Annotated in this window: 21 protein-coding genes; 16 read left to right on the top strand and 5 right to left on the bottom strand. The window is 56.9% G+C overall.

Annotated elements, in window-relative coordinates; genetic code table 11:
* Positions 1-6: 6 nt before the first annotated feature.
* A complete protein-coding gene (gene kdpA / locus BV390_RS04100; protein ID WP_032688816.1) occupies positions 7-1,686 on the bottom strand; it encodes a potassium-transporting ATPase subunit KdpA in 1,680 nt (559 codons plus the stop codon).
* Positions 1,686-1,775, bottom strand: a complete 90-nt coding sequence (gene kdpF / locus BV390_RS04095; RefSeq protein ID WP_015584874.1) for a K(+)-transporting ATPase subunit F — start codon at positions 1,773-1,775, stop codon at positions 1,686-1,688. The genes kdpA and kdpF overlap by 1 nt, the downstream gene beginning before the upstream one ends.
* 308 nt (positions 1,776-2,083) lie before the next feature.
* On the opposite strand from kdpF, the gene BV390_RS04090 reads away from it, so the two are divergent.
* Positions 2,084-2,290, top strand: coding sequence for a DUF2517 family protein (locus tag BV390_RS04090; RefSeq protein WP_032688813.1), 207 nt, complete (start codon positions 2,084-2,086; stop codon positions 2,288-2,290).
* A gap of 195 nt (positions 2,291-2,485) precedes the next feature.
* Complete coding sequence (gene phrB, locus BV390_RS04085; RefSeq protein WP_085396625.1) at positions 2,486-3,928, top strand: deoxyribodipyrimidine photo-lyase; 1,443 nt, start codon at positions 2,486-2,488, stop codon at positions 3,926-3,928.
* On the opposite strand, the gene dtpD is transcribed toward phrB, so the two are convergent.
* Positions 3,900-5,378: a dipeptide permease DtpD gene (dtpD, locus tag BV390_RS04080; RefSeq protein ID WP_085396624.1), complete on the bottom strand. Its 1,479-nt coding sequence runs from the start codon at positions 5,376-5,378 to the stop codon at positions 3,900-3,902. The genes phrB and dtpD overlap by 29 nt on opposite strands.
* Before the next feature lie 270 nt (positions 5,379-5,648).
* On the opposite strand from dtpD, the gene BV390_RS04075 reads away from it, so the two are divergent.
* Genes BV390_RS04075 through nei form a run of 8 tightly spaced genes read left to right on the top strand, consistent with a single transcriptional unit; the run spans position 5,649 to position 11,957 of the window.
* Positions 5,649-6,392 carry a type 2 GTP cyclohydrolase I gene (locus BV390_RS04075; RefSeq protein ID WP_032688809.1) on the top strand — a complete coding sequence of 248 codons (744 nt, stop codon included), beginning with the start codon at positions 5,649-5,651 and terminating at the stop codon, positions 6,390-6,392.
* A gap of 14 nt (positions 6,393-6,406) precedes the next feature.
* Complete coding sequence (gene pxpB, locus BV390_RS04070; protein ID WP_032688997.1) at positions 6,407-7,063, top strand: 5-oxoprolinase subunit PxpB; 657 nt, start codon at positions 6,407-6,409, stop codon at positions 7,061-7,063.
* Complete coding sequence (pxpC, locus tag BV390_RS04065) at positions 7,057-7,989, top strand: 5-oxoprolinase subunit PxpC (protein ID WP_046852915.1); 933 nt, start codon at positions 7,057-7,059, stop codon at positions 7,987-7,989. Before pxpB ends, pxpC begins: the two co-directional genes overlap by 7 nt.
* Positions 7,979-8,725 carry a 5-oxoprolinase subunit PxpA gene (gene pxpA, locus BV390_RS04060; protein WP_032688806.1) on the top strand — a complete coding sequence of 249 codons (747 nt, stop codon included), beginning with the start codon at positions 7,979-7,981 and terminating at the stop codon, positions 8,723-8,725. The genes pxpC and pxpA overlap by 11 nt, the downstream gene beginning before the upstream one ends.
* Before the next feature lie 50 nt (positions 8,726-8,775).
* A complete protein-coding gene (locus BV390_RS04055) occupies positions 8,776-9,504 on the top strand; it encodes a DUF969 domain-containing protein (protein WP_032688805.1) in 729 nt (242 codons plus the stop codon).
* Positions 9,501-10,496: a DUF979 domain-containing protein gene (locus BV390_RS04050; protein WP_046852914.1), complete on the top strand. Its 996-nt coding sequence runs from the start codon at positions 9,501-9,503 to the stop codon at positions 10,494-10,496. The genes BV390_RS04055 and BV390_RS04050 overlap by 4 nt, the downstream gene beginning before the upstream one ends.
* Positions 10,497-10,505: 9 nt before the next feature.
* Positions 10,506-11,150 (top strand): pyroglutamyl-peptidase I, encoded by a 645-nt coding sequence (gene pcp, locus BV390_RS04045; protein WP_085396623.1) that lies wholly within the window; start codon positions 10,506-10,508, stop codon positions 11,148-11,150.
* Positions 11,151-11,165: 15 nt separating this feature from the next.
* On the top strand, positions 11,166-11,957 hold the full coding sequence (nei, locus tag BV390_RS04040) for an endonuclease VIII (RefSeq protein WP_064384461.1): 792 nt from the start codon (positions 11,166-11,168) through the stop codon (positions 11,955-11,957).
* A 250-nt stretch (positions 11,958-12,207) separates the two neighbouring features.
* On the opposite strand, the gene BV390_RS04035 is transcribed toward nei, so the two are convergent.
* Positions 12,208-13,494 (bottom strand): citrate synthase, encoded by a 1,287-nt coding sequence (locus BV390_RS04035; RefSeq protein ID WP_032688800.1) that lies wholly within the window; start codon positions 13,492-13,494, stop codon positions 12,208-12,210.
* A gap of 181 nt (positions 13,495-13,675) precedes the next feature.
* A complete protein-coding gene (locus BV390_RS32075; protein WP_418325369.1) occupies positions 13,676-13,807 on the bottom strand; it encodes a hypothetical protein in 132 nt (43 codons plus the stop codon).
* Positions 13,808-14,131: 324 nt separating this feature from the next.
* Between BV390_RS32075 and sdhC the strand changes: the two genes are divergently transcribed.
* The 6 genes from sdhC (at position 14,132) to odhB (ending at position 21,925) form a co-directional block, all read left to right on the top strand.
* Positions 14,132-14,536 (top strand): succinate dehydrogenase cytochrome b556 subunit, encoded by a 405-nt coding sequence (gene sdhC / locus BV390_RS04020; RefSeq protein ID WP_004859662.1) that lies wholly within the window; start codon positions 14,132-14,134, stop codon positions 14,534-14,536.
* Entirely contained in the window at positions 14,530-14,877 is a 348-nt protein-coding gene (gene sdhD, locus BV390_RS04015; RefSeq protein WP_004859665.1) for a succinate dehydrogenase membrane anchor subunit, read from the top strand. The genes sdhC and sdhD overlap by 7 nt, the downstream gene beginning before the upstream one ends.
* Positions 14,877-16,643 carry a succinate dehydrogenase flavoprotein subunit gene (gene sdhA, locus BV390_RS04010; protein ID WP_004859668.1) on the top strand — a complete coding sequence of 589 codons (1,767 nt, stop codon included), beginning with the start codon at positions 14,877-14,879 and terminating at the stop codon, positions 16,641-16,643. Before sdhD ends, sdhA begins: the two co-directional genes overlap by 1 nt.
* A 15-nt stretch (positions 16,644-16,658) precedes the next feature.
* Positions 16,659-17,375, top strand: a complete 717-nt coding sequence (sdhB, locus tag BV390_RS04005) for a succinate dehydrogenase iron-sulfur subunit SdhB (protein WP_004859670.1) — start codon at positions 16,659-16,661, stop codon at positions 17,373-17,375.
* A gap of 507 nt (positions 17,376-17,882) precedes the next feature.
* Entirely contained in the window at positions 17,883-20,690 is a 2,808-nt protein-coding gene (gene sucA, locus BV390_RS04000; protein WP_004859672.1) for a 2-oxoglutarate dehydrogenase E1 component, read from the top strand.
* A gap of 14 nt (positions 20,691-20,704) precedes the next feature.
* Positions 20,705-21,925, top strand: a complete 1,221-nt coding sequence (gene odhB / locus BV390_RS03995) for a 2-oxoglutarate dehydrogenase complex dihydrolipoyllysine-residue succinyltransferase (RefSeq protein ID WP_032688799.1) — start codon at positions 20,705-20,707, stop codon at positions 21,923-21,925.
* Positions 21,926-21,946: the final 21 nt, after the last annotated feature.

The raw sequence follows: 21,946 nt of genomic DNA, 5'->3' as shown, positions 1-21,946 counted from the left end.
CATCACTTAAAGTAAGGAGAAGTGTTCCGCCAACGGGCCGAGCGCCAGGGCAGGAATAAAGGTCAGGGCGCCAACCAGCAGCACGGTACCGATCAGCAGACCGATAAACAGCACATCGTGGGTGGCCAGAGTGCCGGAACTGGTCGGCTGGATCTTTTTACTCACCAGAGAACCGGCGATAGCCATCACCGGCACGATGACCGCGAAACGGCCGAGCAGCATGCAAAACGCCAGCAGCAGGTTCCAGAATGGCGTAGCTGCACCGAGGCCGGCGAAGGCGCTGCCGTTGTTATTGGCGGCGGAAGTGACGGCATACAGTACTTCGCTAAAGCCGTGCGGTCCCGGGTTAAACATCCCCGCGCGTCCGGCATCGGTCATCATCGCCAGCGCGGTACCCAGCAGGACCAGAGTGGGCGTCACGAGGATAGCCAGGGCGATCATTTTCATTTCGCGCACATCGATCTTCTTACCGAGATATTCCGGCGTCCGGCCGATCATCAGCCCGGCGATAAATACCGCCAGCATGACGAACAGCAGCATGCCGTAGAGGCCCGATCCCACGCCGCCGAAGACCACTTCGCCGATCTGCATCAGCCACATGGGAACCATGCCGCCCAATGCAGTAAAGGAGTCGTGCATGGCGTTGACCGCGCCACAGGAGGCGGCGGTGGTGACCACCGCGAACAGGCTGCTGGCCAGAATGCCAAAGCGACTCTCTTTGCCTTCCATATTCAGGCTGCTGTCCGCCCCCAGCTGCAGCAGGTGCGGGTTACCGTGGGTTTCTGCCCACATCACCACCGCGACGCAGACGATAAAGATCAGCGTCATTGCCCACAAAATCGCGTGTCCCTGGCGGCGATCGCCGACGACGTCGCCAAAGGCAAAGCACAGCGCCGCCGGGATCAAAAAGATCGCCAGCATTTGCACCATGTTGCTCAGTGCCGTAGGGTTTTCAAACGGGTGCGATGAGTTGGCGTTAAAGAATCCACCGCCGTTGGTACCGAGCATTTTGATCGCTTCCTGCGAAGCGACCGGCCCCATTGGCAGCGACTGACGCACGCCTTCCAGCGAGGTGAAGGCCTGATACGGCAGGAAGTTTTGCGGCACGCCTTGCTGAATAAAGAACACGGCGATCAGCAGTGAAATCGGCAGCAGCAGCCATAGGGTAATGCGGGTGAGATCGACCCAGGCGTTACCAAGGGTGCTGACCTGCTGACGCGACCAGGCGCGGGTGAAGGCAAAAATCACCGCGATGCCGGTTGCCGCCGACAGGAAGTTTTGCACCGTCAGACCGGCCATCTGGCTGAGGTAGCTCAGGGTACTTTCTCCGGCATAGGCCTGCCAGTTAGTATTGCTGACAAAACTCACCGCCGTATTCAGCGCCAGATCCCATGAGAGACCGGGAAGATGCTGAGGGTTGAGCGGCAGCGCGCCCTGAGACATCAGCAGCGCCAACAGCACCACCAGCCCAACGCCATTGAACAGCAGAATGGCAAGCAGATACTGGCACCAGTTCATCTCCTGGGTACGAATCCCCGAGAGCCGCCAGATGCCGCGCTCGATGCCGGCAAGTACCGGCAGCGGGGTATCGTTGATCATTCTCGCCAGCAACGTCCCCGTCAGGCGAGCCAGTACCATTAGCAGCAGAAGAAAACTGGCGATAAGTAAAAATCCTTGTGCGGCCATCAGAATGCCTCCGCATTTATCAGGGCATAGACCAAATAGGCCAGCAACAGGAATACCAGCGCCACGCCAGCAATTACGCCTGCACTCACAATCCACCTCCGGGTGTTTTTACGATTTACCCGGAGGATAGAAATTCTGGTGCAAAGATTTTGCAAAAATCAGAACGGGCGGTGTAAAAAAAATATAAAAATCACCAAAACCACAAATTAACCAATGATTAGTATTAATTTAACTTTTATGTAACTCAATTACCGGATGAATGTAAATAAAGGCGAAATGAGCCGTTTTTAGTGGTCGGATGAGTAGTAAAATTACATACAAAGCGGTATTATTTTAGCCAGAGAGACATTGACACTTTACCGGCGTCGCTTGCCGGCCTGACTAAGGGAGAGAAATTATGGCGTTGTATAAAACTTATCCTGCTCACGTTATCTTTTTACGTCGTGCTTTCGCCGTCGTGGCTGGCGTAGCAGCACTTCCGGTGATGCTGTTCTGGAAAGACCGGGCCCGCTATTACAGCTGGCTACATCGCGTATGGGCAAAAACCAGCGAACAGCCGGTATGGATGGCGCAGGCTGAAAAGGCCGCCGCTGACTTTTACTGACAGCCATCGCCAGAGTGCATAACCGCCGGTTCTCCGGCGGTTTTTTTTTGCCCGGGTCGACGACCTCTGCTTGCGCCTGCGCGCCTCCTGCAACACTCTATATCTGAATTTCCTGATACGTACCCCGCGGAGTACGGGTTTCTTACGCGGCCTGGTGGTATCGAATCCATGAATGTTACTGATTGCAGGAGTTTTATGGCCACTCATCTGGTTTGGTTTCGCGCTGACTTACGTATCCATGACAACCAGGCGCTTGCCGCCGCCTGTCGCGATCCGCATGCCCGCGTGCTGGCGCTGTTTATCGCCACGCCGGGCCAGTGGCATCAGCACGGTATGGCGCCGCGGCAGGCGGCTTTTATCGTCCGCCATCTGCGTAGCCTGCAGTCAGCTCTCGCCGAGCGAGGAATTGCGTTGCAGGTGGCGGAGGCGGAGGATTTTTCGGCCAGCGTCCAGCTGCTGACTGACTATTGCGCGCAGCAGCAGGTCAGCCACCTGTTTTATAACTATCAGTACGAAATTAACGAGCGGCAGCGCGATGCCGCGGTGGAAAAGCGGCTGAGCGGCGTGGTGTGTCACGGGTTTGACGATGCGCTTTTACTGTCTCCCGGCAGCGTGCTGACCGGGAATCACGAAATGTATAAGGTGTTTACTCCCTTTAAAAACGCCTTTCTCCGTCGACTGCGTGAGGCGCTGCCGGAGTGCGTGGCCGCACCAACGGTGCGCGGCCACGGCCCGCTGACGCCAGCGCCGCTGCCGGAGATTGGCTATCCGCAGGAGGCTTTTGATCCCCACCTTTTTGCCGAGGATGAGAAAACGGCTATCGCCCGACTGCGCCGTTTCTGCCAGCAACAAGCCGCCGATTATGACCTGCAGCGTGATTTTCCCGCCACGGAAGGCACCAGTCGGCTGTCGCCATGTCTGGCCGTGGGGGTACTTTCCCCGCGCCAGTGCCTGCATCGACTGCTGGCTGAGCAGCCCGCAGCGCTCGACGGTGAAGCAGGCTCCGTCTGGCTGAACGAACTGATCTGGCGGGAGTTTTACCGGCATTTGATGGTGTTCTACCCGGACTTATGTAAAGGGCGCCCGTTTATTGCCTGGACCGATAACGTGACATGGCGGGACGATGTGCAAGGATTAGAGGCGTGGCAAGCCGGGAAAACGGGTTTTCCGATCGTCGATGCCGCCATGCGCCAGCTCAATGCCACGGGGTGGATGCATAATCGGCTGCGGATGATTGCCGCCAGTTTTCTGGTCAAGGACCTGCGCATCGACTGGCGCGCGGGCGAGCGCTATTTTATCAACCGGCTGATTGACGGCGACCTGGCGGCGAATAACGGCGGCTGGCAGTGGGCAGCTTCGACAGGCACCGACGCCGCCCCTTATTTTCGTATATTTAATCCGACCACCCAGGGAGAGAAGTTTGATAAGGGCGGGGCGTTTATTCGGCAATGGCTGCCTGAGCTGGCAGATGTCCCTGATAAGGCGCTGCATCAGCCGTGGATTTGGGCCGATAAACAGAGGGTGAGCCTGAACTATCCGCGTCCGCTGGTCGATCACAAGCAGGCGCGGCTGGAGACGCTGGCGGCCTGGGAGGCCGCCAGTAAAAGCCTTACTCCACGGCCAGGGCGCGGGTCCTGACCCGCAGGGCGTGATACAGCCAGATGACCAGCACCAGGCCGACGCAGGCTAAAGCCCCCCAGGTGATTTGGCTGAACAGGTTAATATAGGCATCAATGGCGTAGCTGGTCGCACCGGCTTCATCGAACGCGCCCTGCGCCGTCTGGTCGGCAATCACGCCGGCCAGATAGTTGGCGATGGCGCCGGAGAGCAGCATATAGATGCCGGTCAGCACGCCGGTCACGCCGGGGATTTCGATGCGGGTGATTTGCGACATCGCTACCGGGTCGATAAACAGTTCGGCAAAGCCCATCACCGCCAGACCCAGTACCATCAGCGGCATCGACGAGTGCCCGTAGGCGGCCGACCAGCGCGCGCTCAGGGTCAGAATGCAGAAGCCGGCGCTCATCAGCCCCAGACCCAGCGCAAATTTACCCCAGATCCGCACGGTACGATTGCCGTTAATATTCTCTTTCACCACCCAGGCCAGCACCATTCCGCAGAGCATGACCGCAAAGGCGTTCACCGACTGGAACATCGCGGTCGGGACCTCATAACTCATGATATGCCGGTTCACGAAGCGGTCGATATACAGGCTGATGGAGCTGCCGCCCTGTTGAGCGAAAGCCCAGAACAGCAGGCTGAATCCGGTCAGGACAATAATGAGTCGCAGGTCTCTACGTTGTTTGGCCGTCTCTGCCCGCAGATAAATTCTGGCCAGGACCACCAGGCCGACAATGGTCGCCACGATCAGCGCATAGACCGACCACTCTTTCCAGAACAGCACGGTGATCAGCAGCGGGGCCACGATCAGCAGAACCAGCAGCCAGCCCCAGTTAGGCAGCATAAAGCGGCGCGCGCAGAGCGCCTGGCGATTGACGCCCGAGGTGTGACGAAAATGGCGGCTGCCGCAGAGGAAAATCACCAGCCCGGCAATCATCCCGACGGCGGCGAGGGCGAAGCCCATTGCCCAGCTGTACTCTTCCTGCACATATCCGCAGGCGATGGGGGCGACGATTGAACCGATATTCCCCGCCGCATACATCAGCGAGAAGCCGCCATCGCGGCGTGGATCGGTGGGTTCGTACAGCTCTCCCAACAGGCAGCTGACGTTGGATTTAAACAATCCGTAACCGCAGACGATGATGGCGAGCGACAGATAGAGGAAGGTCGGCGCAATTTCGCTGGCGCCCAACACCAGATGGCCAATGGCCATCAACAACGCGCCGAGCATCACCGCGATTCGGTTGCCGAGGAGTTTATCGGCCAGGAAACCGCCGAGAATCGGCGTGACGTACACCAGAGAGCAGTATGCGCTGAAGAGGGCGTAGGCGTGACTATCGTCGTACTTAAGCTGATTGGTGAGATACAAAATCAGCAGCGCCCGCATGCCGTAAAAACTGAAATATTCCCAAATTTGCAGCGCGACGACGTAATAGATGGCACGCGGTTGCGATGATTGTCTGTTCATGTAACGCCTGGTTCCTGCCGTAAAACGAAAGTCGATATTTCTGCATGAATAGCGGTTTGGTAGTGTTATTCATGGTCTTAAAGGCTTTCTGGTTATTTAATATGCTTTAATAGTGCATAAATATACACGAATGCATCACGGGGTGGGTAGACAAATTGCGGGATTAAGCTAAAAGTCAAACTAGCCCCTCTCGCGCAGAGGCTATCGACGATCTACGCGGATACCGCTATGTTATGCCTGTGCACAAAATGATGACCTGATGGAGCGGCAATGAAAAATAGCGAACTGGAACAACTGATTAACGAAAAGCTCAATAGCGCGACATTCAGCGACTACGCGCCAAATGGCCTTCAGGTGGAAGGGCGTGAGACGGTGCAAAAAATTGTCACCGGCGTCACCGCCAGCCAGGCGCTGTTGGATGAGGCCGTGCGCCTGCAGGCGGATGCGGTGATAGTTCATCATGGTTATTTCTGGAAAGGCGAATCGCCGGTGATTCGCGGCATTAAACGCCAGCGCCTGAAGACGCTGCTGGCAAATGATATCAATCTCTATGGCTGGCATCTGCCGCTGGATGCCCACCCGGAACTGGGGAATAACGTCCAGCTGGCGCAGCTGCTGGGGATCACCGTCATGGGTGAAATTGAGCCGCTGGTCCCGTGGGGAGAGCTGTCGATGCCGGTTTCCGGGCTGGAGCTGGCTTCGTGGATTGAGGCGCGCCTGGGACGCAAGCCGCTGTGGTGCGGCGATACCGGGGCAGAAAAAGTGGCCCGTGTCGCCTGGTGTACCGGCGGTGGCCAGAGCTTTATTGACAGCGCCGCTCGCTTTGGCGTCGATGCGTTTATTACCGGTGAAGTCTCGGAGCAAACTATCCACTCCGCGCGCGAGCAGTCCCTGCATTTTTATGCTGCCGGGCATCATGCCACCGAACGCGGCGGTATTCGCGCGTTGAGCGAATGGCTGACCGAAAATACCGATCTGGATGTGACCTTCATTGATATCCCTAACCCGGCCTGATGAGAGAGAGAAAAGTGCAGCGAGCGCGTTGTTACATGTTAGGCGAAACCGCCGTGGTTCTGGAGCTCGAACCCCCGGTCACGCTGGAAAGTCAAAAGCGTATCTGGCGCCTGGCTCAGAGACTGGCGGATCACGAAGAGGCCCTGGATGCGATACCGGGGATGAACAATATTACCGTGGTGCTGCGCCATCCGCAGGAGATGGCATGGGATGCGATTGAGCAGTTGCAGCGCTGGTGGGAGGAGAGCGAGGCGCTGGAGCCACCGTCACGGCTGATGACTATTCCGGTTATCTACGGCGGCGAAGACGGCCCCGATCTGGCGAACGTAGCGCGGCACAGCGGGTTGACTGAAAAGCAGGTGGTCGAACTGCACGCCTCCGTCGAGTACGTGGTGTGGTTTCTTGGTTTCCAGCCGGGATTTCCTTATCTCGGCGGACTGCCGGCGCGTTTAGCGATGCCGCGACATGCGGAACCGCGTCTGCGGGTCCCCGCCGGCTCTGTCGGCATCGGCGGCGCCCAGACCGGCGTGTATCCGCTGGCGACACCGGGCGGATGGCAGCTGCTGGGCCGTACGCCGCTGGCGCTTTTTGATCCCCTGCGTCAGGAGCCCGTGCTGCTGCGTTCCGGAGATCGAGTCCGCTTTGTACCGCAAAAGGAGGGGGTATGTTGACGATGATCCGCGCCGGAATGTACTCCTCGGTACAGGATGGCGGACGTGAAGGACAGCGGCAGTCGGGGATCAGTCTCTGCGGTGCGCTGGATAAACCCTCGCTGGTGATTGCCAACCTGCTGGTCGGCAATGCGGCGAATGCCGCCGCGCTGGAGATTACGCTCGGCCAGGTGGATATTCAGTTTGAACGTGACTGCTGGTTTGCGCTGACCGGTGCTGCCTGTGAAGCTATGCTGGACGACAAGCCGGTATGGGTTGGCTGGCGAATGGCGGCGAAGGCCGGACAGCATCTGGTGCTTAAAACCCCGCAGTACGGGATCCGCAGCTATCTGGCGGTGGCCGGGGGCATTGATGTTCCGGTGGTGCTCGGTTCGCGCTGTACCGATCTGAAAGTCGGCATTGGCGGCCTTGAAGGGCGACGCCTGCAGGATGGCGATCGGCTGAAGCTGGGGAAAGCGTCGCGACGATTCAGTACGTCGCGCGGCGTTAAGTCACTGCCGATCGGCAACCGCATCCGCGCGTTGCCGGGACCGGAGTACCATGAATTTGATCGGGCCTCGCAGGGGGCGTTCTGGCGTTCCCCCTGGCAGCTTAGCGCCCAGAGCAACCGGATGGGATATCGCCTGCAGGGCCAACCGCTTACGCGCACCACCGATCGCGAAATGTTTTCGCACGGCCTGCTGCCGGGGGTGGTACAGGTTCCGCATAACGGTCAGCCGATTGTCTTGATGAACGATGCGCAGACCACCGGCGGCTATCCGCGTATTGCCTGCATTATCGACGCTGATATGTACCAGCTGGCGCAAATTCCGCTGGGCCAACCGATTCATTTTGTTCCGTGCACGCTGGAAGAGGCGTTGAAGGCGCGTGCGGATCAGCAGCGTTATCTGCAACAACTGGCATGGAGACTGAGCGATGATCATTGATTTAAATGCCGATCTGGGGGAAGGCTGCGCGAGCGATAGCGCGTTGTTACAGCTGGTCTCCTCCGCCAATATCGCCTGCGGTTTTCATGCCGGCGATGCGTTATTGATGCATAAATGCGTGCGCGAGGCGTTGAAAAACGGCGTGGCCGTCGGGGCGCACCCCAGCTTTCCCGATCGGGAAAATTTTGGCCGCACCGCGATGCAGCTACCGCCGGAGACGGTTTATGCCCAGATGCTGTATCAGATTGGCGCGCTGGCGGCGATCGTGCGCGCGGAAGGCGGCGAACTGAAGCACGTGAAGCCGCACGGTATGCTCTACAACCAGGCGGCAAAAGAGGCGCCGCTGGCCGATGCGATTGCCCGGGCGGTGCGAGATTTCGATCCTGCGCTGATCCTGGTCGGACTGGCCGGGAGCGAATTAATTCGCGCCGGGCAGCATTACAAGTTGATTACGCGGCAGGAGGTATTTGCCGATCGCGGGTATCTGGCTGACGGTAGCCTGGTGCCGCGTTCACAGCCCGGGGCGCTTATCGACAGCGAAGAGCAGGCGTTGGCGCAGACGCTGGAAATGGTGCAGCATCATCGGGTACGCAGTATCACCGGTGAATGGGCGCACGTTATTGCCGACACCGTGTGTCTTCACGGTGACGGTGAACATGCGCTGGATTTTGCACGCCGTTTGCGCGCGGCTTTTGCCGGACGCAATATTCAGGTTAGTGCGCAGACAGAAGAATAAAACAATAATTATTAAGGCATTACAACACTCACAACTAACAGGACGTTATCATGGGAGAAGCGATATCTCTCTGGCCGCTGATCGGCATTGCCGTGATTGTGGTCGGATTTATTTTGCGTTTTAATCCGGTTTTAGTGGTCATTATCTCTGGAATTGTTACCGGCGTGGCGGCACAAATGCCCATCGCCACCATTCTGGAAAAGCTGGGGGAGGGGTTTCTTAACACCCGCAACCTGCCATTTATTCTCTTGCTGCCGCTGGCGGTCATTGGGCTGCTCGAACGGCACGGCCTGAAAGAGCGCGCCCAGGCGTGGATCGCGAAGATCCACAGCGCCACCGCCGGACGTCTGCTGATCGTCTACCTGTTCGTACGCGAAGCGACGGCTGCGCTGGGGTTAACCAGCCTGGGGGGCCATCCGCAAATGGTGCGTCCGCTGCTGGCGCCGATGGCGGAAGGGGCGGCGGAAAAAACGTTAGGTCCGCTGCCCGGGAGCATTCGCTATCGCTTACGCGCGATGTCGGCGGCGACGGACAACGTCGGCCTGTTCTTTGGCGAAGACATTTTCGTCGCCTTCGGCGCCATCATCTTTATGCACAACTTTATGCTGGAGTCCGGTGGGATCCAGACTGAACCGCTGCATATTGCCCTGTGGGGGATCCCGACGGCGATTTGCGCCTTCGCGATCCATTCAGCGCGTCTGTGGCGACTCGATCGTCATCTGCAGCGCGAGCTGGATAAAGTGAACGCCGCCGCGCAGGCGAAAGGCGGTGTGGCATGAATTTTCAACAAACCTGGCTCTACTGGCTGGCGGGCGTCGTTCTGCTGGTGGTCGCGGTCATGTCATGGCGCGACAAAAGCAACCCTCGTCGCCTGACTACCGGCCTGTTCTGGGGACTCTATGGTCTGCTGTTCCTGCTTGGCGACTGGACTTATCAGTGGGTGGGCGACAAGCGCTCGGTCAATATTGCCGTCGGCGTTGCCGTCGTCGCGCTGGCGCTGATTGCCGGTTTTGGCGGCGTCAGGCTGGGTAGCTATCACCAGCGCACCCAGCAAGAGCGAACCGCCAGCGCGACCCGCCTGGGTAACCGGCTGTTTTATCCGGCGCTGGCCATTCCGGTTGTCACGGTGATCGGGGTGCTGCTGTTTAATAATCTGCCATCGTGGCAAGTCCGGGTGTTTGGCCCGGGTAATCATGCCACGCTGATTACGCTGTTCTCGATGACCGCCGGGACGCTGATTGGCCTGATGATGGCGATTCGCATGACCCGGGAAAATGTCGCACAGCCGCTACAGGAAGCGCGTCGTCTGCTGGATTCGGTGGGCTGGGCGTTTATTTTGCCGCAGATCCTGGCGGTTCTGGGGCTGCTGTTTACCAGCGCCGGAGTAGGTAGCAGTATTGCCTGGCTCACCGAGCATTATCTGGCGGTAGACAGCCGTTTTGTCGCGGTGGCGGTCTATACCATTGGCATGGCGCTGCTGACGATGATCATGGGCAATGCGTTTGCCGCCTTCCCGATTGTCACGGCGGGGATTGGTATTCCGATTCTGGTGCTTCAGCACGGCGGTAATCCTGCGGTGATGGCGGCGATCGGTATGTTCTCCGGCTACTGCGGGACCCTGATGACGCCGATGGCGGCAAACTTCAACATCGTGCCGGCGGCGCTGCTGGAACTGCCGGATAAAAACGCGGTGATTAAGGCGCAGATTCCGACCGGCGTACTGCTGCTGATCGTCAACGTATTTCTACTCTATTTCCTGATGTTCCTGTAAGGAGGAAAGATGGCGGGCGTATTAATCACCGGATTTGAACCCTTTGGCGGTGAGGCGGTGAACCCTTCGTGGGAAGTGGTGAAGCAGCTCGATGGCACGATAATTGGCGGTGAGCGCGTGGTCGCACGACAGCTGCCCTGTGTATTCGGTGAGGCCCTGACGGCGCTGTATGCGGCGCTGGATGAGTATCAACCGCTGTTAACGATAGCGGTCGGGCAGGCGGGTGGTCGTGTCGATATTACCGTCGAACGTGTAGCGATAAATGTCGATGATGCGCGTATTGCCGATAATAAAGGCCAACAGCCGGTTGACGTGCCGGTGGTGGCCGGCGGCCCGGCGGCCTGGTTCAGCAGTCTGCCGGTGAAAGCGATCGTCGCGGCGCTGCGCGAGCAGGGCATACCGGCATCGGTGTCGCAAACGGCGGGGACATTCGTCTGCAACCACGTGATGTATGGGCTGCTGCATGCATTGAACGGGAGAGCCGGGGTGAAAGGCGGCTTTATCCATATTCCGTACCTCCCGGAGCAGGCGGCCGCCCATCCGGGTGAGGCGAGTATGGCGCTCCAAACCGTCCGTGCGGCGCTGGAGACGGCGATTGCCATCTCCCTGCGCCAGGAGGGGGATGTGAAAATTGTCGGCGGTGCAACGCACTAACAGAAGGACGCTACTATGCCGGAAGGTCCGGAGATCCGCCGCGCGGCGGATAGCCTGGAGGCGGCGGTCAAAGGCGAACCCCTTACCGATGTCTGGTTCGCTTTTCCGCAGCTACATGTGTATCAGGCTCCGCTGGTGGGCCAGCGGGTAACCCAGATAGAAACCCGCGGTAAAGCGCTGCTGACGCATTTCTCCGGCGGGTTGACGCTCTACAGTCATAATCAGCTGTACGGCGTCTGGCGCGTGGTGGAGGCTGGCGCACAGCCGGTCAGCAACCGCGTGCTGCGGGTCAGGCTGCAGACGGCGGAGAAGGCGATTTTGCTCTATAGCGCGTCGGATATCGACATTCTGACGCCGGAGCAGCTGGCTACGCATCCGTTTTTATTGCGGGTAGGACCCGATGTGCTGGATATGACGCTGACCGCGGAATCGGTCAAAGCCCGCCTGCTGTCGGCCAGATTCCGCCGACGGCAGTTATCCGCTTTGCTGCTGGATCAGGCGTTTCTGGCCGGGCTGGGAAACTATTTACGCGTGGAGATTCTCTGGCAGGTCGGGTTGAGCGGGCGGCATCACGCATCGGCGCTCGATGATAAGCAGCTCGACGCCCTGGCCCATGCGCTGCTGGATATTCCACGCCTGTCGTATCGCACCCGCGGTACGGTGGATGAGAATAAACATCATGGCGCGCTGTTCCGCTTTAAAGTTTTCCATCGCGATGGCGAAATCTGCGAGCGCTGTGGCGGGATTATCGAGAAAACAATGCTCACGTCGCGGCCGTTTTACTGGTGTCCGGGATGTCAGCATTAGCGATACGTTGAGTCACTCCATCGCTCTTTTTTAGACATTGTGCCCGTATTTCGTGCCGGGTGGCGGCTGACGCCCGACCCGGCCTACGGTATCCACCGGCCTGGTATCTGACTCGTGCAAGCGGCTGCGCTATCGACCCGCTTTTGTCGGTCTGCACAAGCGAAGCGCCGCCGGTAAATTCCGGCAGAAGGCACGCTGTTAACAATAAAAAACGCGCCCGCAGGCGCGTTTTTTGTCTTCAGGATCGAACTTAGCTTTTGGCCACGTCGGATTTGAAGTCGCGTTTTTCGTAGCCGGTATACAGCTGACGCGGACGCGCGATTTTCATGCCGTCGCTGTGCATTTCGTTCCAGTGAGCAATCCAGCCTACGGTACGCGCCATCGCGAAGATAACGGTAAACATGGAGGACGGAATGCCCATCGCTTTCAGAATGATACCGGAGTAGAAATCGACGTTCGGGTAGAGTTTCTTCTCGATGAAGTACGGGTCGTTGAGCGCGATGTGCTCAAGTTCCATGGCCACTTCCAGCAGATCGTCTTTGGTGCCCAGTTCTTTCAACACTTCATGGCAGGTTTCACGCATCACGGTGGCGCGCGGGTCGTAGTTTTTGTACACGCGGTGGCCGAAGCCCATCAGACGGAAAGAGTCGTTTTTGTCTTTCGCGCGACGGACAAATTCCGGAATGTGCTCAACGGAACTGATCTCTTCCAGCATCTTCAGCGCAGCTTCGTTCGCGCCACCGTGCGCCGGTCCCCACAGGGAGGCGATGCCCGCAGCGATACAGGCGAACGGATTCGCGCCAGAAGAACCTGCGGTACGGACGGTGGAGGTGGATGCGTTCTGTTCGTGGTCAGCGTGCAGGATCAGAATACGGTCCATGGCGCGTTCCAGTACCGGGTTAACCTCGTAGGTTTCACACGGCGTGGAGAACATCATATTCAGGAAGTTGCCCGCGTAGGAGAGGTCATTGCGCGGATAAACGAAAGGCTGGCCGATTGAATATTTGTAACACATTGCTGCCATTGTCGGCATTTTGGACAGCAGGCGATAGGCGGCGATTTCACGGTGGCGTGGATTGTTGACATCCAGGGAGTCGTGATAGAACGCGGCCAGCGCGCCGGTGATACCGCACATGACCGCCATCGGGTGGGAGTCACGGCGAAACGCGTGGAACAGACGGGTAATCTGCTCGTGGATCATGGTATGGCGGGTAACGATGGTCTTGAATTCGTTGTACTGTTCCTGGTTCGGCTTTTCACCGTTCAGCAGGATGTAGCACACTTCGAGGTAGTTGGACTCGGTCGCTAACTGATCGATCGGGAAACCACGGTGGAGCAGGATACCTTCATCACCATCGATAAACGTGATTTTAGATTCACAGGATGCGGTGGAAGTGAAACCAGGGTCAAAGGTGAATACGCCTTTTGATCCAAGACTACGAATATCAATAACATCCTGACCGAGCGTGCCCTTTAGCACATCCAGTTCAATAGCAGTATCACCGCCTAGGGTGATTTTTGCTTTAGCATCAGACATTTATGGTCTCCTTAGCGCCTTTATTGCGTAAGACTGCCGGGTGTGGATTTGCCTTCGGCCCGTGCCTGACTACGTTACCAGTTTGTTATGTTGCACACAGCTCTGCGTCAGCGGAAATTGCAGGGTACAGAGCAAAGGCGCTTGATGGTACGTCTTCAGCCTACGACGAAACAGCAGCAAATCAGCGTTTTAGCAGTCCGAATTTAAAAATCTGTATACCACTAATAACTGTCCTGATTACATCGGTCAATACCATCACACTGTTGCATAACTTATTCTCAGGTGAAAGAGTGACCCCATAACTTTTGAGCATTATTGCATTTATCTGGTAATGGTTGTAACAAGAATGTTTAATATTTGTCAAATCAGGTGATTAAAATTTAAAATAATGTTGTTATCGTGACATCGATCACTGTTCCGGACAAAACCCGACAAACTATATGTAGGTTAATTGTAATGATTTTGTGAACGGCCTATACTGCCGCCAGGTCTCCGGAACACCCTGCAATCCCGAGCCACCCAGCGTTGTCTGGTCACGTTTTAGCTCTTGAAAAGGGGTTTTATCATGACCACAGGTTATAGAAAGGACGCTGTCTGACCCGCAAGCAGACCGGAGGAAGGAAACAATAAGAACAGCATGTGGGCGTTATTCATGGTAAGAAATGTGAAAAAACAAAGACCTGTCAATCTGGATCTGCAAACGATCCGGTTCCCAATCACAGCGATAGCGTCCATTCTCCATCGCGTTTCCGGTGTGATCACCTTCGTGGCGGTCGGGATTCTGCTTTGGTTGCTGGGCACCAGCCTTTCCTCTCCAGAAGGTTTCCTCGTTGCGTCTTCCATCATGGATAGCTTCTTTGTGAAGTTCATCATGTGGGGCATCCTGACCGCGCTGGCATACCACGCCGTTGTCGGTATCCGCCACCTGCTGATGGATTTTGGCTACCTGGAAGAAACCCTCGAAGTAGGGACACGCTCCGCTAAGATCTCTTTTGTTATTACTGTCGTGCTTTCACTTCTCGCAGGAGTCCTCGTATGGTAAGCAACGCCTCAGCACTGGGACGCAACGGCGTACATGACTTCATTCTGGTTCGTGCTACCGCCATCGTTCTGACCCTTTACATCATCTACATGGTCGGCTTTTTTGCCACCACCGGTGAAATTTCCTGGGAAGTCTGGACGGGCTTTTTCTCCTCCGCATTCACTAAAGTCTTCACCCTGTTAGCCCTCGTTTCCATTCTGATTCACGCCTGGATCGGGATGTGGCAGGTGTTGACGGACTACGTTAAACCGCTGGCTGTACGCTTAATTCTGCAACTGGTTATCGTTGTTGCGCTGGTGGCTTACGTTCTTTATGGATTTGTTGTGGTGTGGGGTGTGTGATGAAATTGCCTGTCAGAGAATTTGATGCAGTTGTGATTGGTGCCGGTGGCGCAGGTATGCGCGCGGCGCTGCAAATTTCCCAGAGCGGCCAGACCTGTGCGCTGCTCTCTAAAGTGTTCCCTACCCGTTCCCATACCGTTTCCGCGCAAGGTGGCATCACCGTGGCGCTCGGTAATACCCATGAAGATAACTGGGAATGGCATATGTATGACACGGTGAAAGGCTCCGATTATATCGGTGACCAGGACGCCATCGAATATATGTGTAAGACCGGCCCGGAAGCGATTCTGGAGCTTGACCATATGGGTCTGCCGTTCTCCCGCCTGGAGAATGGCACCATTTATCAGCGTCCGTTTGGCGGCCAGTCGAAAAACTTCGGCGGCGAACAGGCGGCACGTACCGCTGCGGCGGCTGACCGTACCGGTCACGCGCTGCTGCATACCCTTTATCAGCAGAACCTGAAAAACCACACCACCATTTTCTCCGAGTGGTATGCGCTGGATCTGGTGAAAAACGCCGATGGCGCGGTGGTCGGTTGTACCGCATTGTGCATCGAGACCGGTGAAGTGGTTTACTTCAAAGCGCGTGCGACCGTGCTGGCAACCGGCGGCGCAGGCCGTATCTACCAGTCTACAACTAACGCCCACATCAACACCGGTGACGGCGTCGGTATGGCGATTCGCGCCGGCGTACCGGTGCAGGATATGGAAATGTGGCAGTTCCACCCGACCGGTATCGCCGGTGCGGGCGTTCTGGTGACAGAAGGCTGCCGCGGTGAAGGCGGTTATCTGCTGAATAAACACGGCGAGCGCTTTATGGAGCGTTATGCCCCGAATGCGAAAGACCTGGCGGGTCGTGACGTGGTGGCGCGTTCCATCATGATCGAAATCCGTGAAGGTCGCGGCTGTGACGGCCCGTGGGGCCCGCATGCGAAGCTGAAACTGGACCACCTGGGTAAAGAGGTTCTGGAATCCCGTCTGCCGGGTATCCTGGAGCTTTCGCGTACCTTCGCCCACGTCGACCCGGTGAAAGAGCCGATTCCGGTTATCCCAACCTGCCACTACATGATGGGCGGTATTCCGACCAAAGTGACCGGTCAGGCGCTGACCGTGAACGAGCAGGGCGAAGACGTGGTGATTCCTGGCCTGTTCGCCGTCGGCGAAATTGCCTGCGTATCGGTCCACGGTGCCAACCGTCTGGGCGGCAACTCCCTGCTTGACCTGGTGGTGTTCGGTCGTGCGGTCGGTCTGCATCTGCAGGAGTCTATTGCCGAGCAGGGCGATCTGCTTGACGCTACCGAAGCCGAAATCGACGCGTCCCTTGAGCGCCTGAACCGCTGGAACGGTAACCGTAACGGTGAAGATCCGGTGGAAATCCGCAAAGCGCTGCAAGAGTGTATGCAGCATAACTTCTCGGTATTCCGCGAAGGCGATGCGATGGCCAAAGGGCTTGAGCAGCTGAAAGCAATCCGCGAGCGCCTGAAAAATGCGCGCCTGGATGACACCTCCAGTGAGTTCAACACCCAGCGCGTTGAGTGCCTGGAGCTGGATAACCTGATGGAAACTGCCTATGCCACCGCGGTTTCTGCAAACTTCCGTACCGAAAGCCGCGGCGCGCATAGCCGCTTCGACTTCCCGGATCGTGATGACGAAAACTGGCTGTGCCATTCCCTGTATCTGCCAGAGTCGGAATCCATGACGCGTCGTAGCGTCAACATGGAACCGAAACTGCGTCCGGCATTCCCGCCGAAGATTCGTACTTATTAATGCGGAGACAGGAAAATGAAACTAGAGTTTTCAATTTATCGTTATAACCCGGACGTTGACGATGCTCCGCGCATGCAGGATTACACCCTCGAAGCGGAAGAAGGTCGTGACATGATGCTGCTGGATGCCCTGATGCAGCTGAAAGAAAAAGACCCGTCACTCTCATTTCGTCGTTCCTGCCGTGAAGGGGTCTGTGGCTCCGATGGTCTGAACATGAACGGTAAAAACGGTCTGGCGTGTATCACGCCGATCTCCGCGCTGAATCAGCCGGGTAAGAAAATTGTTATCCGTCCGCTGCCCGGTTTGCCGGTTATCCGCGATTTGGTTGTAGACATGGGGCAATTCTATGCACAATATGAGAAGATTAAGCCTTACTTGTTGAATAATGGGCAAAATCCTCCGGCTCGCGAGCATCTGCAGAAGCCAGAGCAGCGCGAAAAACTCGACGGTCTGTACGAGTGTATTCTTTGCGCATGTTGTTCAACCTCTTGCCCGTCGTTCTGGTGGAACCCGGACAAGTTTATCGGCCCGGCAGGTCTGCTGGCGGCGTATCGTTTCCTGATTGACAGTCGCGATACCGAAACCGACAGCCGCCTGGAAGGGTTAAGCGATGCTTTCAGCGTATTCCGCTGTCACAGCATCATGAACTGCGTCAGTGTATGTCCGAAGGGGCTTAACCCGACGCGCGCCATCGGCCATATTAAGTCGATGCTGCTGCAACGTAGTGCGTAAGTAACCCGGTCTGTCCCGGATGGCGCTATCGCTTATCCGGGCTACCCGAAGCAGTAGCCCCGGCAGCGTTCGCGCCGCCGGGAAATGAATACCCTAAATAATTCGAGTTACAGGAAGGCGGCGACGCCGCGAATCCCCAGGAGCTTACTCAAGTAAGTGACTGGGGTGAGTGAGGAAAGCCAACGCACATGTAACTTGAAGTATGAAGGGGATGGCAGGAAATCTTTAAAAACCGCCAAATATGTACCAGTAATCAAGGCGTTCAGCGCGAGGTAAGGCGGCAACTGAACGCATCCCCGGGAGCACAGTGAACTATGTGACCGGGGTAAGTGAAGGCAGCTAACGCAACCGCAGCCTGAACGCCGAAGATTAATGGCAGTTTTTAAAGGTTCCTTCGCGGACGCAGAAGCCACAACTCGTCCGCAACAAGTGAACCCCGGCACGTACACTTGCTGTGCGTGGTAGTTTCTACGGCGAAATAAGCATATAAATGCTTAAGGGATCACGATGCAGAACGGCGCAATGAAAGCCTGGCTGGACTCTTCTTACCTCTCTGGTTCGAACCAGAGCTGGATAGAACAGCTCTATGAAGACTTCTTAACCGATCCTGACTCTGTTGACGCCAACTGGCGTTCTATGTTCCAGCAGTTACCTGGCACCGGAGTCAAACCGGATCAATTTCATTCGAAAACGCGTGATTATTTCCGTCGACTGGCGAAGGATGCCTCACGTTACACTTCTTCGATTTCCGACCCTGATACCAATGTGAAGCAGGTTAAAGTCCTGCAGCTCATCAACGCATATCGCTTCCGTGGTCACCAGCATGCGAATCTCGATCCGCTGGGACTGTGGAAGCAAGAGAGAGTGGCGGATCTCGATCCTGCATACCACGATCTGACCGAGGCCGATTTCCAGGAAAGCTATAACGTAGGTTCATTTGCTATCGGCAAAGATACGATGAAACTGGGCGAGCTGATTGCCGCGCTCAAACAAACCTACTGCGGCGCTATCGGCGCGGAATACATGCACATCACCTCTACCGAAGAAAAACGCTGGATTCAGCAGCGTATTGAGTCGGTAGCAGGGAAAGCCAGCTTTACCGCTGACGAGAAGAAACGTTTCCTGACCGAGCTGACAGCAGCCGAAGGCCTGGAACGTTACCTCGGCGCGAAATTCCCGGGCGCCAAACGCTTCTCGCTGGAAGGCGGCGATGCGCTGATCCCGATGCTCAAAGAGATGATCCGTCACGCAGGCAAAAGCGGCACCCGTGAAGTGGTGCTCGGCATGGCGCACCGCGGTCGTCTGAACGTGCTGGTTAACGTTCTGGGTAAAAAACCGCAGGATCTGTTCGACGAATTCGCCGGCAAGCATAAAGAACACCTCGGCACCGGTGACGTGAAGTACCATATGGGCTTCTCTTCTGACATGGAAACCGAAGGCGGCCTGGTGCACCTGGCGCTGGCGTTTAACCCGTCGCACCTCGAAATCGTCAGCCCGGTGGTTATCGGGTCGGTTCGCGCGCGTCTCGATCGCCTCGACGAGCCGAGCAGCAATAAAGTGCTGCCGATTACTATCCACGGCGACGCCGCGGTGACGGGTCAGGGCGTGGTTCAGGAAACCCTGAACATGTCCAAGGCGCGTGGCTACGAAGTGGGCGGTACCGTACGTATCGTTATCAACAACCAGGTGGGCTTCACCACCTCGAACCCGCTGGATGCGCGCTCCACGCCATACTGCACCGATATCGGTAAAATGGTTCAGGCGCCGATCTTCCACGTGAACGCGGATGACCCGGAAGCCGTTGCTTTCGTTACCCGCCTGGCGCTGGATTTCCGTAATACCTTCAAACGCGATGTCTTCATCGACCTGGTGTGCTACCGCCGTCACGGTCATAACGAAGCCGACGAGCCGAGCGCAACGCAGCCGCTGATGTATCAGAAAATCAAAAAACATCCGACTCCGCGCAAAATCTACGCCGACAAACTTGAGCAGGACAAAGTGTCGACCCTGGAAGATGCGACCGAACTGGTTAACCTCTATCGTGATGCGCTGGATGCCGGCGAATGCGTGGTTGAGGAATGGCGTCCGATGAATCTGCACTCCTTTACCTGGTCGCCGTACCTCAACCACGAGTGGGATGAGAGCTACCCGAGTAAAGTCGAGATGAAACGTCTGCAGGAGCTGGCTAAACGCATCAGCACCGTGCCGGACAGTATTGAAATGCAGTCTCGTGTGGCGAAGATTTATGGCGATCGCCAGGCGATGGCTGCCGGCGAGAAGCTGTTCGACTGGGGCGCGGCGGAAAACCTGGCCTACGCCACGCTGGTTGATGAAGGTATTCCGATTCGTCTCTCCGGTGAAGACTCCGGCCGCGGTACCTTCTTCCACCGCCATTCCGTGATTCATAACCAGGTGAACGGCTCGACCTACACCCCGCTGCAGCATGTGCATAACGGCCAGGAGCATTTCAAAGTCTGGGACTCCGTGCTGTCTGAAGAAGCGGTGCTGGCGTTCGAATACGGCTACGCCACTGCGGAACCGCGCACCCTGACTATCTGGGAAGCGCAGTTTGGTGACTTTGCTAACGGCGCTCAGGTGGTGATCGATCAGTTCATCAGCTCCGGCGAGCAGAAGTGGGGCCGGATGTGTGGCCTGGTCATGCTGCTGCCGCACGGCTACGAAGGCCAGGGCCCGGAGCACTCCTCCGCGCGTCTGGAACGCTATCTGCAGCTGTGCGCTGAACAGAATATGCAGGTTTGTGTGCCATCAACTCCGGCTCAGGTTTACCACATGCTGCGTCGTCAGGCGCTGCGCGGTATGCGTCGTCCGCTGGTGGTGATGTCGCCGAAATCTCTGCTGCGTCATCCGCTGGCGGTCTCCAGCCTGGACGAACTGGCGAACGGCACCTTCCTGCCGGCCATCGGTGAAATCGATGATCTCGACCCGAAAGCGGTGAAGCGTGTTGTCCTGTGCTCTGGTAAGGTTTATTACGATCTGCTGGAACAACGCCGTAAGAACGACCAAAAAGATGTCGCTATCGTGCGTATAGAGCAGCTCTATCCGTTCCCGCATCAGGCGGTACAGGAAGCGCTGAAACCTTACGCGCACGTACATGATTTTGTCTGGTGCCAGGAAGAACCGCTCAACCAGGGCGCGTGGTACTGCAGCCAGCATCACTTCCGCGAAGTGATTCCGTTTGGGGCCTCTCTGCGTTACGCAGGCCGCCCGGCCTCCGCCTCTCCGGCGGTAGGGTATATGTCCGTTCACCAGAAACAGCAACAAGATCTGGTCAATGACGCGCTGAACGTCGATTAATTAAAGGATACATAATGAGTAGCGTAGATATTCTGGTTCCCGATCTGCCTGAGTCCGTAGCTGACGCGACGGTTGCGACCTGGCATAAAAAACCGGGCGATAGCGTCCAGCGTGATGAAGTGCTGGTGGAAATCGAAACTGACAAAGTGGTACTGGAAGTACCGGCTTCAGCGGACGGCATTCTGGATGCAGTGCTGGAAGACGAAGGTGCCACCGTACTTTCTCGCCAGATCCTCGGTCGCCTGCGTGAAGGCAACAGCGCGGGTAAAGAGTCCGCGGCGAAAGCCGATGCGAAAGAGTCTACCCCGGCTCAGCGTCAGCAGGCGTCTCTGGAAGAGCAGAGCAATGATGCCCTCAGCCCGGCGATTCGCCGTCTGCTGGCTGAACACAACCTCGATGCGGCTGCCATCAAAGGCACCGGCGTCGGCGGCCGCCTGACCCGTGAAGATGTGGAGAAACATCTGGCGGCGGCACCGGCTAAAGCCGAAGCCAAAGCACCTGCCGCAGCGGCAGCACCGGTTGCACAACTGGGCCACCGTTCTGAAAAACGCGTTCCGATGACCCGCCTGCGCAAACGCGTTGCCGAGCGTCTGCTGGAAGCGAAGAACTCCACCGCCATGCTGACGACCTTCAACGAAGTCAACATGAAGCCGATTATGGATCTGCGTAAGCAGTACGGCGATGCCTTCGAAAAACGTCACGGTATCCGTCTGGGCTTTATGTCCTTCTACGTGAAAGCCGTGGTTGAAGCGCTGAAACGCTATCCGGAAGTGAACGCCTCTATCGATGGCGATGATGTGGTGTATCACAACTACTTCGACGTCAGCATGGCGGTCTCTACGCCGCGCGGTCTGGTGACTCCGGTTCTGCGTGATGTTGACCTGCTGGGCATGGCGGATATTGAAAAGAATATTAAAGAGCTGGCAGTGAAAGGCCGTGACGGCAAGCTGACCGTAGATGACCTGACCGGCGGTAACTTCACCATTACCAACGGCGGCGTATTCGGTTCTCTGATGTCCACGCCAATCATCAACCCACCGCAGAGCGCGATTCTGGGTATGCATGCCATTAAAGATCGCCCGATGGCGGTCAATGGCAAGGTAGAAATTCTGCCAATGATGTACCTGGCGCTCTCTTACGACCACCGTCTGATCGATGGACGTGAATCGGTAGGCTTCCTGGTTGCTATCAAAGAGCTGCTGGAAGACCCGACTCGTCTGTTGCTGGACGTGTAGTCAGCAAGAGTATTACCTACC

The sequence above is a fragment of the Klebsiella sp. YJ genome (genome assembly GCF_002108615.1).
Lineage (GTDB): Bacteria > Pseudomonadota > Gammaproteobacteria > Enterobacterales > Enterobacteriaceae > Klebsiella > Klebsiella planticola.
Note: the sequence above shows the minus strand (reverse complement) of the source record. Positions and strands in the feature narration are given on the sequence as shown.